Annotated in this window: 11 protein-coding genes and 1 riboswitch; of the genes, 2 read left to right on the forward strand and 9 right to left on the reverse strand. The window is 65.2% G+C overall.

What is annotated here, in order from left to right:
• Positions 1-9: 9 nt before the first annotated feature.
• The 6 genes from LDZ23_RS13390 to LDZ23_RS13415 all read right to left on the reverse strand — a co-directional run bounded on the left by LDZ23_RS13390 (position 10) and on the right by LDZ23_RS13415 (position 6125).
• Positions 10-1644: an ABC transporter substrate-binding protein gene (locus LDZ23_RS13390; RefSeq protein ID WP_008352609.1), complete on the reverse strand. Its 1635-nt coding sequence runs from the start codon at positions 1642-1644 to the stop codon at positions 10-12.
• Between the two features lie 324 nt (positions 1645-1968).
• Positions 1969-2808, reverse strand: a complete 840-nt coding sequence (gene metF, locus LDZ23_RS13395) for a methylenetetrahydrofolate reductase [NAD(P)H] (protein WP_008352607.1) — start codon at positions 2806-2808, stop codon at positions 1969-1971.
• 36 nt (positions 2809-2844) lie between these two features.
• On the reverse strand, positions 2845-3198 hold the full coding sequence (locus LDZ23_RS13400) for a phage holin family protein (RefSeq protein WP_008352606.1): 354 nt from the start codon (positions 3196-3198) through the stop codon (positions 2845-2847).
• 78 nt (positions 3199-3276) lie between these two features.
• Positions 3277-4698: an adenosylhomocysteinase gene (gene ahcY, locus LDZ23_RS13405; RefSeq protein ID WP_008352605.1), complete on the reverse strand. Its 1422-nt coding sequence runs from the start codon at positions 4696-4698 to the stop codon at positions 3277-3279.
• A 32-nt stretch (positions 4699-4730) separates the two neighbouring features.
• A riboswitch (S-adenosyl-L-homocysteine riboswitch) is annotated at positions 4731-4866 on the reverse strand.
• Between the two features lie 82 nt (positions 4867-4948).
• Complete coding sequence (locus LDZ23_RS13410) at positions 4949-5671, reverse strand: LrgB family protein (RefSeq protein WP_008352604.1); 723 nt, start codon at positions 5669-5671, stop codon at positions 4949-4951.
• Positions 5672-5681: 10 nt separating this feature from the next.
• The gene (locus tag LDZ23_RS13415; RefSeq protein WP_008352603.1) at positions 5682-6125 is read right to left on the reverse strand and encodes a CidA/LrgA family protein; all 444 of its coding nucleotides are present in this window, start codon (positions 6123-6125) and stop codon (positions 5682-5684) included.
• A gap of 128 nt (positions 6126-6253) precedes the next feature.
• Here LDZ23_RS13415 and LDZ23_RS13420 point away from each other — a divergent pair, with 128 nt between their 5' ends.
• Positions 6254-7180, forward strand: a complete 927-nt coding sequence (locus LDZ23_RS13420) for a LysR family transcriptional regulator (protein WP_008352602.1) — start codon at positions 6254-6256, stop codon at positions 7178-7180.
• 51 nt (positions 7181-7231) lie between these two features.
• On the opposite strand, the gene LDZ23_RS13425 is transcribed toward LDZ23_RS13420, so the two are convergent.
• Complete coding sequence (locus LDZ23_RS13425) at positions 7232-8914, reverse strand: DUF937 domain-containing protein (RefSeq protein WP_008352601.1); 1683 nt, start codon at positions 8912-8914, stop codon at positions 7232-7234.
• 300 nt (positions 8915-9214) lie between these two features.
• On the opposite strand from LDZ23_RS13425, the gene LDZ23_RS13430 reads away from it, so the two are divergent.
• Positions 9215-10921, forward strand: coding sequence for an isovaleryl-CoA dehydrogenase (locus LDZ23_RS13430; RefSeq protein ID WP_008352599.1), 1707 nt, complete (start codon positions 9215-9217; stop codon positions 10919-10921).
• Between the two features lie 7 nt (positions 10922-10928).
• Here LDZ23_RS13430 and LDZ23_RS13435 read toward each other — a convergent pair whose 3' ends face one another.
• Complete coding sequence (locus tag LDZ23_RS13435; protein WP_008352596.1) at positions 10929-11243, reverse strand: EscU/YscU/HrcU family type III secretion system export apparatus switch protein; 315 nt, start codon at positions 11241-11243, stop codon at positions 10929-10931.
• Positions 11240-12556, reverse strand: a complete 1317-nt coding sequence (fliK, locus tag LDZ23_RS13440) for a flagellar hook-length control protein FliK (RefSeq protein WP_008352594.1) — start codon at positions 12554-12556, stop codon at positions 11240-11242. The genes LDZ23_RS13435 and fliK overlap by 4 nt, the downstream gene beginning before the upstream one ends.
• Positions 12557-12583: the final 27 nt, after the last annotated feature.

A 12583-nucleotide genomic window follows, 5' to 3' on the forward strand; every position in this document is an offset into this window, starting at 1 on the left:
AGACAAACTTTATTGCATGCCGACGCCATCGAAGCGAACGTAGCCGAGCGGCTCGATCTTCATGTTCGTCACCTTCTTGCTCACCGGCTGATACACCGTCGAGTGCGCGATCGGCGAGAACGGCAGTTGCTGCGCGAAGATCTGCTGCGCATCGGTGTAAGCCTTCGTGCGCGCGGCGACATCGGTCGTCGAACGGCCCTTCACGACGAGTTCGTCGAACGGCTTGTAGCACCACTTCGAGAAGTTGCTGCCCTTCACGGCGTCGCAGCCGAGCAGCGTGCCGAGCCAGTTGTCGGGGTCGCCGTTGTCGCCGGTCCAGCCGATCAGGAGCGCATCGTGTTCGCCCGCGTGCGCGCGCTTCAGATACTCGCCCCACTCGTACGAAACGATGTTCGCCTTCACGCCGATCTTCGCCCAGTCGGCCTGGATCATTTCCGCCATCAGCCGCGCGTTAGGGTTGTACGCGCGTTGAACCGGCATCGCCCAGAGCGTGATTTCGAAGCCGTTCGGGAAGCCCGCCTTCGAGAGCAGTTCCTTCGCCTTCGCGGTGTCGTATGTCTGGCCCTTCAGATTCTTGTCGTAGGACCACTGCGTCGGCGGCATCGGTGCGGTGGCCGGCTGGCCCGCGCCCTGATACACGGAATCGATGATCGCCTTCTTGTTGATCGCCATGTCGAGCGCGCGGCGCACGTCGGTGTTGTCGAGGCCCTTCTTCGTCACGTTGTACGCGACATAGCCTTCGTTGAAGCCCGCCTGTGACGGCGTATCGACATTCGATGCCGACTTCAGCGCGGCGATATCGCCCGGACGCGGATAGCTCATCACCTGGCATTCGTTGTTCTTCAGCTTCTGCACGCGCACGGCCGCGTCCGGCGTGATCGAGAAGATCAGCTTGCTGATCTGCACGGCGTTCGGCTTCCAGTAATCAGGATTGCCGTCGAAGCGGATGGTCGCGTCCTTCGTGTAGCTGCGGAAGATGAACGGACCCGTGCCGACCGGCTGCTGGTTGATGTCGGCGGCCTTGCCGTCTTTCAGCAGCTTGTCCGTGTACTCGGCGGACAGGATCGACGCGTATTCCATCGCCATGTTCTGGATGAACGGCGCGCTCACTTCCTTCAGCGTGAACTTCACGGTGTACGGATCGACCTTCTCGATCTTCGAGATCAGCTTGTCCATGCCGAGGTCCGTGAAGTACGGAAACTGGACGTTGTACGCCTTGCGGAACGGATTGTTCGGATCGAGCATGCGGTTGAACGTGAAGATCACGTCATCCGCGTTGAATTCGCGCGTCGGCTTGAAGAACGACGTCGTCTGGAACTTCACGCCGTGACGCAGATGGAACGTGTAGCTGAGGCCATCCGACGACACGTCCCACTTTTCGGCGAGACCCGGCTCGACCTTCGTACCGCCGCGCTCGAATTCGACAAGACGGTTATAGACGGTGAAGGTATTCGCGGTGAAATCCGTGCCTGTGGTGTATTGCGCCGGATCGAAGCCGGCCGGGCTGCCTTCCGAGCAATACACGAGCGTCTTGTTCGGGATTCCCGCGGCGTGTGCCGCGGTTGCTGCAAAGAGCGTCGCGGTGGCGACGGCGCCTGCGAGCGCCGATCCGCGGATGGCTCGCAACAGGCTGTTTTTGTTCATGTTTCCTCCAAGTCGATGCCGGCTTCTGGCCGACGTAGCGCGAGTGTACTTGATCGCGCCGCCCCGCTTTTTTCGAAGCACACGCGCAAAGTGGGCGCTACCCTAGCACGAACAAAAGTGACACGTGTACTTGGTTTTCCCCACTAGAGTTTGTCGTCGGTGGCGCTCCGATAAGGGTAGGTTATCGGGCATGTCCGCACCTGATACATCGGGCGACGAAATATTGCTCGAACAGGCGCGCGCTAACGCAAAAAAGACGACGGTAAGGGGATTCAGAGAAAGAACCGCGCGGCGAGCGCCGCGCGGGTGAAACATTGATGCTGATCAGACGCTCTTGAAGCCGAGACGTTCGCAAACCGTCTTCGACGCCCACGCGCCGTTAAGCGTGTAGAAGTGCAGACCCGGCGCGCCATCATCGATGAGACGGCGGCACAGGCCCGTCACCACGTCGACGCCGAACGCGCGGATCGACTCGCGATCGTCGCCGAAGCTTTCAAGCCGGCGCGCGATCCACTTCGGCACTTCGGCGCCGCACATGTCGGAGAAGCGCATCAGTTGCGAGAAGTTCGTGATCGGCATGATGCCCGGCACGATCGGCACGTCGACGCCGAGCTTGCGCGCTTCCTCGACGAACTTGAAGTAGGAATCGGCGTTGAAGAAGTACTGCGTGATCGCCGAGTTCGCACCCGCCTTCACCTTGCGCGCGAAGTTTTCGAGATCGGCTTTCGGCGACCTCGATTGCGGATGAAACTCCGGATACGCGGCCACTTCGATGTTGAACCAGTCGCCGTGCTCCTGACGGATGAACGCCACCAGTTCCGACGCATAGCGCAACTCGCCGACTTCGCCCATGCCCGAAGGCAGATCGCCGCGCAGCGCGACGATGTGGCGAATACCGTGCTCGCGGTACTGCAAGAGAATGGCGCGCAGACTGTCCTTCGACGAGCCGATGCACGAGAGATGCGGCGCGGCCTCGAAGCCTTCCGCGGCCATTTCGAGCACGGTGTCGAGCGTGCCTTGCTGCGTGGAGCCGCCCGCGCCGAACGTCACGGAGACGAACTTGGGCGAGAGCTTCTTCAACTCGGCGCGGGACGCGCGCAGCTTGTCCACGCCTTCCTGCGTCTTCGGCGGGAAAAACTCGAATGAGAGTTCGATCGGTTTCATGATGTTTTTTGACGCACGGCAGCGCGCGGTCCAACGTCAACCGAAGTTGCGATTCCCGAAGATCAGCGCCGACAGCAGCCACGACACGATGCTGTAGAGAATCGAGCCGAAGAACGCGGACCAGAAGCCCGATACTTCGAAGCCCTTCAACAGCGACGAGCACAGCCAGAAGCACAGCGCATTCACGACGAGTATGAAGAACCCGAGCGTGACGATGGTCACCGGCAACGTGAGGATGATGAGAACAGGCCGGATGATCGCGTTGATGAGACCCAGCACCACCGCGATGATGAGCGCCGTGCCGAAACTGCGGATATGAATCGAAGGCACGAGGTAGGTGATGATCAGCAGCGCGAGCGCGTTGATCAGCCATGTCAGCAGCACGGTCATCGAGAAATCTCCGGTTGATGCGTTGAATCGCGCGGGCGTGGTCGTCACGCCCGCGCCTGTTACGGCTGCCGTCAGCGTTTAATAGCGGTAGTGGTTCGGCTTGAACGGGCCGTTCTTGTCGACGCCGATGTAGCCGGCCTGCTCGTCCGACAGCACGGTCAGTTCCGCGCCGATACGGCCGAGGTGCAGGCGCGCGACCTTTTCGTCGAGATGCTTCGGCAGCACGTAGACTTTGTTCTCGTACTTCTTGCCCTGCGTGAACAGTTCGATCTGCGCGAGCGTCTGGTTCGTGAACGAGTTCGACATCACGAAGGACGGATGGCCCGTCGCGCAGCCGAGGTTCACGAGACGCCCTTCAGCCAGAATGATGATCTTCTTGCCGTCCGGGAAGACGATGTGATCCACCTGCGGCTTGATGTTGTCCCAAGTGTATTGACGCGTCGACGCGATATCGATTTCCGAATCGAAGTGGCCGATGTTGCAGACGATCGCGTTGTTGCGCATCGCCTTCATGTGATCGTGGTTGATGACGTGATAGTTGCCCGTCGCGGTGACGAAGATGTCGGCGCGGCTCGCGGCGTATTCCATCGTCACGACGCGGTAGCCTTCCATTGCGGCTTGCAGCGCGCAGATCGGATCGATTTCCGTGACCCACACCGTCGCGCCCAGACCGCGCAGCGATTGCGCGCAGCCCTTGCCCACGTCGCCGTAACCCGCGACGACCGCGATCTTGCCGGCGATCATCACGTCGGTCGCGCGCTTGATGCCGTCGACGAGCGATTCGCGGCAGCCGTACAGATTGTCGAACTTCGACTTCGTGACCGAATCGTTCACGTTGATGGCGGGGAACGGCAGGCGTCCTTCCTTTTCCATCTGATACAGGCGATGCACGCCCGTCGTGGTTTCTTCCGTCACGCCCTGAATGTGCGAAAGGCGCGTGGAGTACCACGTCGGATCGGCGTCGAGGTGCTTCGCGATCGACTTGTAGAGCGCGATTTCTTCTTCGTTCGTCGGCTTGGCGATGACCGAACGGTCCTTTTCCGCCTTCGCGCCGAGGATGAGCAGCAGCGTTGCATCGCCGCCGTCATCGAGAATCATGTTGGCGAATTCGCCGTTCGGCCATTCGAAAATGCGATGCGAGAATTCCCAGTATTCGTCGAGCGATTCGCCCTTGAACGCGAACACCGGCGTGCCGCCCGCGGCGATCGCTGCAGCTGCGTGATCCTGCGTCGAGAAGATGTTGCACGATGCCCAGCGCACGTCCGCGCCCAGCGCCGTGAGCGTTTCGATCAGCACGCCCGTTTGAATCGTCATGTGCAGCGAGCCGGCGATGCGCGCGCCCTTCAGCGGTTGCTGCGCCTTGTACTCTTCGCGCGTCTGGATGAGACCCGGCATTTCCGTTTCGGCGATGTCGAGCTCTTTGCGGCCCCATGCGGCAAGCGACATGTCGGCAACGATGTAATCCTTGGAACCGTTGGAATCGAGAACTGCGGCGTTCATCACGCCCTCCTTTTCTAAAAAGACTAGAAATGTTGACGTGAGCGCCGTTCGATGCGGTGGCTCAGCGGGCGCCTTGACTGCCTGGCGCTTTCGAACCGTCCGGATTGAATGCTTCCGAGCCTGGCGGGCGGATTCGATGAATCGCCCGTCGCAACGCTCCTCGGAAACGAGCGTCGATTGTAGCAAAGTCTCGTGTGGCGAATGCGTTTTCGAGACGCCGAAGAGGGACTTTCGCGGCGCGCGCAAGCGCTCAGAAAGGCAGTACGGAAAGCACTGGCGCGAGCAGCACCATCACGACACCGGCGATCATCATCGTGAGACTCGCGACGACGCCCTCTTCGCTCCCCAGTTCGCGCGCCTTCGCCGTGCCGACGCCGTGCGCCGCCGCGCCGAACAACGCGCCGCGCGCGAGCCGCGTGCGCAGCGGCACGAGCGCGAGCACGATTTCGCCGAAGAGCATGCCGCAGACGCCCGTCGCGATCACGAAGAGCGCGGTGAGGTCTTTGGGCGCGTGGATCTTGTCGGAGACGGCGAGCGCGAACGGCGTCGACACGGAACGCGTCGCGAGGCTGCGCTGCAATTCCGGCGACAGATGCAGCAGCTTCGCGAGCGCGAGCGAACCGCCGACCGCCACCAGAATGCCGACCGTCACGCCGACGGTCAGCGAAATCCAGTGCCGCTTGATGAGTTCGCGGTACTCATAGATCGGCACCGCGAACGCGACCGTCGCCGGTCCGAGCAGCCACATGAGCCAGCGCGTGTCGGTGTAATAGACCGAGTACGGAATGCGCGCAATCACGACGATGACCGCGAGCACCGCCGGCACGGCCAGAAGCGGCGTGAGCCACGGCCGCCGGAAGCGCGCGTACAGATGCTTGGCCGCGAAGTACAGCGCGACGGTCAGCACGAAGCAACCGGCCGCGATGAGGCGCGCGGCGTCGTCTTCGAGAAGCGAGGCAAAGAAGTGGTTCATGTCCGCTCGCTCAGGCGCGGGCCGCGTGTCGCGCGACGAGCACACGGCGCAGGGCGAGACGGCGTTCCAGGCGCGCCGCACGGTCGACGGCGAACGCCACGGCCACCATCACCATCAACGTTCCGCCGACGACCACGAGCGCGAGCCGCCAGCCGTCTTCCATGAACAGGCCGCCGTACTGGACCGCCGCGACCGCCGCCGGGATGAAGAAGAGCAGCATGTCGGACAGCAGCCAGTCCGCGCCCGCCTTGACCCAGCGCGGCGCGACGCCGCCGCAGAACAGCAGCGCGAGCAGCGCGACGAGGCCGATCACGCCGCCCGGCACGGGCAGCGACAGCTTGCGCGCGACGAAATCCGCTGCGACCCAGATCCCCGCGAGCGCGGCGGACTGCACCGCGACGCGCAGGAAGCGGGCGAAGGCGGACGGCGTTTTGATCGGCAGGGCGGTGGACATGGCGGCTCTCGTGGGCTGAAGGCGACTGATTAGGGTTATCCCGTAGGCTGAGTATATGGGCGCACCTTGCATAATAAAAATGACTTAACCTTATTCGAATCATTCCAAACTGGAATTCGGAGCCGACGATGGAATTGCGCGCCTTGCGGTACTTCATCGAAGTGGTGAAACAGAAGAGCTTCACCGCTGCCGCCGAACACATGTTCGTGACGCAGCCGACCATCAGCAAGATGGTGAAGGCGCTGGAGGACGAGGTCGGCTCGCCGCTGCTTCTGCGCGAGGGGCGTCAGATGGTGCTGACCGACGCCGGCCAGATCGTCTATCAGCGCGGCGTCGAGGTGCTGGCGGCGCACGCGCGTCTGGAAGCGGAGCTGAACGATCTCGGCACGTTCGGGCGCGGCACGCTGACGATCGGCATTCCGCCGATGGGCGGATCGCTCTTCACGCCGGCCATCGCCGCGTTCCGTCGCCGTTATCCGAAAGTTGAGCTGAAGCTGTTCGAGCGCGGCTCGAAGGCGATCGAGGCGGCGCTCATAGACGGGGAGCTCGAATTGGGCGGCGTCTTGCAGCCGGTCGACACCGCGATGTTCGACGTCCTACCCGTGAGCCGGCAGATTCTCTGGCTCGTCGCGCCGAAGGGTTCGCGCTGGGACGACGCCCGCGAAGTCGCGCTCACCGATCTCGCCGCCGAACCGTTCGTGTTCTACGGCGAGAGCCTCGCGCTCAACGACGTCGTGCTCAACGCGTGCCGTGAGGCGGGTTTCGCGCCGACGATCGTCGGCCGCAGCGGGCATTGGGATTTCATGGCGGCGCTCGTGCAGGCAGGCATCGGCATCGCGCTGCTGCCCGCGCCGTACTGCCGGCGTCTCGACGCGAACGCGTTCACCTGCCGTCCGGTCGTCGCGCCCGAGATTCACTGGGACATGGCGCTCGGCTGGCGGCGCAACGGTTATCTGTCGCACGCGGCGCGCGCGTGGATCGAGGTCGCGCGGGAAATGCTGCCCGCGAATCTGGATCAGGATTTCATGGCCGATGGCTTTCCGCGAAACCGATGACATCCACGCAAAAAAACGCGCCGGCCCGCGATGAGCGGACCGGCGCGTCATTTACAGCGGCTCGCGCGATTCCCGAATCAGTTCAGTTCCTTGAATTCGATTCGCCGATTCGCCGCGCGGCCTTCGCGCGTGGCGTTGTCGCCGATCGGATGCGCGTCGCCGAAACCTTCCGCCGTCAGCGTGTCGGCCGGCACGCCACGCTGGATCAGATACGAACGCACGGACCGCGCGCGCTTTTCCGACAAGTGGAGATTCACCGCCGGATTGCCCGAACTGTCCGTGTAGCCGCCGATCTGCAGCTTGATCGGCTTGCCGTTCGCGTCGCAATCCTTCAGCCCCTTCGCGGATTCGGCGAGTTCGTTCAGCGCCGCGCGGCAACTCGTTTGACGCGAAGCCGAACTTGATCGGACGCAGATTCAGATTCTTCGCGACGTCGGCGGCACTGCAATTCGCGACAGCGTCCGACGCGGCGAGCGTTTTTGCGGCGGCGGTCGTGTCGGTTGCGCCGATCGTCCAGCCGTCGCCGAAGAACGCCTTCAGCTTGTCCAGCCAGCCGAGCTTCGAATCGCCCGCGCGGCCGCTCAGGTCGATCTTGTCGCCAACCACGCGCACTTGCGCGCCCGGCAGCGTCATGACCGGGAGCAGGCCGTCGAGTTTCGCGATCCACGCGGCGGGCTTCGTGTCCGGATCGACCGCGATGTCCGCCTTGAACTTGTCCGCGCCGAGCTTCGCGGCGAGCGTGTCGAGCAGTTCGCGGCGTTCGTGCTCGTCGTGGACGGTAGCGGTCAGCGTCGGAACGCCGGATGCGTCGACGACGAAGGACATCGTTGCGTCCTTGGAAGGCAGCGCGGCCGGCGCAGACGCTTGATCGGCCGCGGCGGCCGTCGCGCCCGTTGCCGTCTCGGCGCTCGCGTCGGAAGCGGCGTCCGGCTTCGCGACGGGCGCGGCGTCTTCCGGCTTGTTGTCCGTCGAGCAGCCGCGACCGGCCAGAACCGCGAACATCGCGAGCGCGGCAGCGGATGCGATCCACCACCATTTCTTCCGGCCCGCGTCTTCCTTCACGGCGTGATCGGCGGCGGCGGGCGCTTCCTGCGGCTGCGCGAACACGGCGGCTTCCTGCGTCGCCGGATGTTCCAGATGCGCCGACACCGCCTTCAGCCGCGATGCGACACCCGCGAGAAACGCGCCGACCGAACCGAGACCGAGCGCGTTGGCAAACGCGTCGGTCATGTTCGCGCGCACGACCGGCAACTGATGGCCGAGCAGCGTCGGAAGCTGGCTGGGATTGCCGTTGTGCTGCGTGAGATAGCGCTTGAGCACGCCGAAGAGCGTCGCGCCGACCACGCCGGTCAGCGTGCGCGTGGCGCTCGCCGCGACGCCCGTGTATTCGGCGATGCGCTCGGCGAGCAGATTGAGATTGTCGCGCGAGGCGATTTCGGCATCGGCTTTTTCGCTGCTGTCGACGAGCGTCTTGAAACCCTCGTCCTGCACGACGAAGTGCGGCAGTTCTTCGGCGATCAGCGCGTTGGTCGCCGGCGACATGATCGCCGCGAACAGATGACGCGCGCCTTCGAGCGACGACGCCTTGTTCATCATCGCGCCGATCAGCGCCGGCCCGCACAGCGACACGACGCGCCGCGCGGATTCCGGCGCGCAGCCGATGCGCCCGGCGACATGCTGCAACACGCTTTCGGTCAAAGCGCCCTGGACAAGTTGATTGAGGTTGATGCTCATTGAGAATGCTTCCGTGAAAGGCGTTACTGCAATCGCCGGAATCAGGCGTGCCGATTATAGGTTCGGGTTCCGGCGCGTCATCGGGGCGGGATTAACAATCGGATTTATCTCAGTGAGCGGCGCTTTAGGAGCGCGCATCAAAAGTTCCCGATCGATCCCGAAAAGAACGGTGCCTCTACACGGCCGATCCGTGCGCGGCCTATGATTCCTGAATTCGAGATGACGCCCGGACGGCCGATCCGCCGAAAGCGCTGTTGCGCGCGTCCGACAGCGACGAATCACCGCAGAAGGAGAGCGACGATGTCCGATCCCGCCGATCGCCCGTTCGGGCAAACCCACGACGTCACGAATCAGGCGTCGCCGCTCGTCGGCTATGACGCGTTCGCCTTCGATCCGGCGCTCGTCGCCGCCGTCGGACGCGAAGGCGCGCATTGGCATGTGCAGACGCTTTCGCGCGACGGGATGGCGCTGACGCAGCCGGACGTCGTCGCGCTGGCCGAGCTCGCCAACCGCCACGAGCCCGAACTCGCGACGCACAGTCCGCGCGGCGAGCGCATCGACGCCATCGAGTTTCATCCGGCGTGGCATGAACTGCTGCGGCGACTGCGCCATGAGGGATTGCACGCGATGCCGTTCGAGCCGTCCGCGCGCGCCGGATCGATGGCCGCGCGCTGCGCCGGCTACTATCTGCACGGCCAGCTCGAATCGGGCTCGCTGTGCCCGATCACGATGACCTTCGCGAGCATCCCCGTTCTGCGCAACGAACCCGACCTGTTCGCGCGCGTTTCGCATGCGCTGCTTTCGCGCGAACACGATCCGCGCGACATTCCGCTCGAAGCGGGCAAGCATTCGATGATGATCGGCATGGGCATGACCGAGAAACAGGGCGGCTCCGACGTGCGCAGCAACCGCACGCGCGCGCACGCCATCGACAGAAACGGCGCGATGGGACGCGGAGGCGCTTATCGGCTGGTCGGTCACAAGTGGTTCTTCTCCGCGCCGCAATGCGACGCGCATCTCGTGCTCGCGCGCACCGCCGACGAAGGCGGCCTGTCGTGCTTCTACGTGCCGCGTTTCGCGCCGGACGGCCGCAAGAACGCGGTCCAGATCCAGCGCCTGAAGGACAAGCTCGGCAACCGCTCGAACGCGAGCAGCGAAGTGGAGTTTCTCGATGCTTACGGCGTGATGATCGGCGACGAGGGACGCGGCGTGCCGACCATCATCGAGATGGCGAATTTCACGCGGCTCGATTGCGTGATCGGCAGTGCGGCGCTGATGCGCGCGGCGCTCGTCCAGGCGATTCATCACGCGCGGCAGCGCAGCGCGTTCGGCGCGCATCTCGTCGATCAGCCGCTGATGCGCAACGTGCTCGCCGATCTCGCGCTCGAATCCGAAGCCGCGACGGTGCTGTTCATGCGGCTCGCGGGCGCGTTCGAGCAGAGCGCCGCGCCAGGCGGAGCGCTCGCCGAACGCGCGTGGCGGCGCATCGTCACGCCCGCCGCGAAATTCTGGGTCTGCAAGCGTGCGCTCGAATTCACCGGCGAAGCGATGGAAGTCTGGGGCGGCAACGGCTATGTCGAAACCGGGCCGATGGCGCGTTTCTATCGCGAGGCGCCGGTCAATTCGATCTGGGAAGGCTCGGGCAACGTGATGTGCCTCGACGTCCTGCGCGCGTTCGAGCGCGAGCAGGACGCCGCGCACGCGCTCATCGACGACTGGAAGACGACGGCGGGCGCGCATCCGGCGCTGGCGGGCGCGCTGTCGTCGCTGATTGCGATGCTGACGGACGATCCGTCGATCCGGGAAGCGTCGGCCCGGCGCATCGCGCAGCAATTGACGTTGTGCGCGCAGGGCGTGCTGCTCGCGCGGCACGCGCCGCAGGATGTCGCCGATGCGTTCGTCGAATCGCGTCTTGGCGACGCGCGCGGCGAAAACGGGCGCGTGTACGGCACGCTGCCCGGACGCTTCGATCACGCGGCGATCGTCACGCGGGCGTTCGCCGCCTGAGAAAGCGTCAGCGGATCGCCCGCCCCGCTTCCCTCAACGGCTCCTCGTTCTCCAGCCGATACACCCACGACAGCAATTCCGCGACCGCCTGATACAAGGCGGGCGGAATGTGCGCGTCGAGATCGACCTGCATCAGCAGCGACACCATTTCCGGCGATTCGTGCACGTACAGCCCCGCTTCCTTCGCGCGCTGCACGATCATGTCCGCGACGATGCCGTAGCCCTTCGCGACGACGCGCGGCGTCGCCTCGCGATTGCCCGCGTCGTAGGCGAGCGCCGTCGCCTGCCTGCGCGTGTACGGCGGATGATCCTGGCCGCTCACGTTTCACTCCCATCGCCGTGCGGCGGGTGGAACAGATGTTCGAGCGGCGAGCGCACCGGCTTTTTCGCGGCGGTCTTGTCGCCGGAAAGCGCGAGATCGGTCGTGCCGTCCATCGAACGCACGGACAGCGACGCGAGCGCAATGCCCGCCGCTTCAAGCTGACGCGCGAACGCGGCGCCGTCGGCGGCGAGACGGCGCGCGCCCGCGTCGCCCGCCTTGATGCGCGTGACGAGCTTGTCGCCCGACAGCACCAGTTCGGCGTCGACGGTGCCGAGCGCGGGCAGCGACAGCGTGATGCGCGTGCGCCAGGCGCGTTCGTCGGCCGCGTCGTCGGAAGCGCGCTGATCGCGCGGTTCGCGGGCGACTTCCCACTCGAAGCGCGTGCCGGGCCACGCCTCGCCCTGCCAGCGGAATTGCTCGTTCGCGAGCACGTCGAGTTGCTGACGCACGACATTGAGCGTCGCCGGATGGATGCCCGCCGCGAGCGACGCCTGCAGCGCCGATTCGTGCCGGCTCGGTTGCGCCGTCTGCGCGTTGGCGCCGTTCGCGGTTCCGTTCTGCGAATTCGAGAGCTCGGACGGCGACGCATCCCGCACCGACGCCGCGAGCGCGGCCGCCTGCTGCGGCGTCTGCGGCGTCGCGATCGGGCGGCCGTGGAAATCGGGCAGATCGGGCGCGAGCTGCGGCGCGCGGGCATCGTCGAGGCCGGTGTCGGCCGGCGTGACGGCGTTGGCGAGCTCGAACGGCAGGGACATCGAACGGGCATCGACGCGCGCCTGCGGTTCGTTGCCGAGCGACGCCGCGCTGCGCTGGCCCGCGAGCCATTGCACCAGATGCGATTCGTAGAAAAGCCCGCTTTCGCCGACGGTCCTTGCGAGCGCCGTCGCCAGCGCGGCGGCGGGCAGCGGCGGCAGATTCTGCGTCGCGGCGCGCGCGGCCGCCACGGCGGCGGCATTGGAGGAGAAAGCGGTATCGAAGAGGCCGGTCGTGAGCGCGGCGAAGGCGCTCGCGGGGCGCGGCGGCGTCGGCCAGAGCGGGGCGTCGCCGGTCAGCGCGGGCGTCGCGCCGCCGAAGCGCGAAATCACGTCGAGCGTGCGCGCGACGCTGGAAAGCTCGGTTTGCGCCGACGCCGCCGGTCCCGCCGCCACGGCGGGCGCGCCGACGGTCTGCGGCATGTCCGGCTGCGTCGTCTGCCCGACGCTCGTGCCCGTCACGCCGCTGCCGCTCACGCCGCCCGGCGCGCGAATCGCGGACATCAGGAGCTCGGTGCGGCTGGCGAGCAACGATGCGATCGCAGAATCGAGTCCAGTCATGCCCACATCCTCGTAAGCGCCGGCCGG

The sequence above is a fragment of the Caballeronia zhejiangensis genome, assembly GCF_022879815.1.
Lineage (GTDB): Bacteria > Pseudomonadota > Gammaproteobacteria > Burkholderiales > Burkholderiaceae > Caballeronia > Caballeronia zhejiangensis.

Bases quoted from the DNA above. Each gene is read 5' to 3' on its own strand.
- LDZ23_RS13425 (WP_008352601.1), bottom strand. From the start codon at position 8,914: ATGAGCATCAACCTCAATCAACTTGTCCAGGGCGCTTTGACCGAAAGC.
- LDZ23_RS13415 (WP_008352603.1), bottom strand. From the start codon at position 6,125: ATGTCCACCGCCCTGCCGATCAAAACGCCGTCCGCCTTCGCCCGCTTC.
- LDZ23_RS13410 (WP_008352604.1), bottom strand. From the start codon at position 5,671: ATGAACCACTTCTTTGCCTCGCTTCTCGAAGACGACGCCGCGCGCCTC.
- LDZ23_RS13390 (WP_008352609.1), bottom strand. From the start codon at position 1,644: ATGAACAAAAACAGCCTGTTGCGAGCCATCCGCGGATCGGCGCTCGCA.
- LDZ23_RS13430 (WP_008352599.1), top strand. From the start codon at position 9,215: ATGTCCGATCCCGCCGATCGCCCGTTCGGGCAAACCCACGACGTCACG.
- LDZ23_RS13400 (WP_008352606.1), bottom strand. From the start codon at position 3,198: ATGACCGTGCTGCTGACATGGCTGATCAACGCGCTCGCGCTGCTGATC.
- metF (WP_008352607.1), bottom strand. From the start codon at position 2,808: ATGAAACCGATCGAACTCTCATTCGAGTTTTTCCCGCCGAAGACGCAG.
- fliK (WP_008352594.1), bottom strand. From the start codon at position 12,556: ATGACTGGACTCGATTCTGCGATCGCATCGTTGCTCGCCAGCCGCACC.
- ahcY (WP_008352605.1), bottom strand. From the start codon at position 4,698: ATGAACGCCGCAGTTCTCGATTCCAACGGTTCCAAGGATTACATCGTT.
- LDZ23_RS13420 (WP_008352602.1), top strand. From the start codon at position 6,254: ATGGAATTGCGCGCCTTGCGGTACTTCATCGAAGTGGTGAAACAGAAG.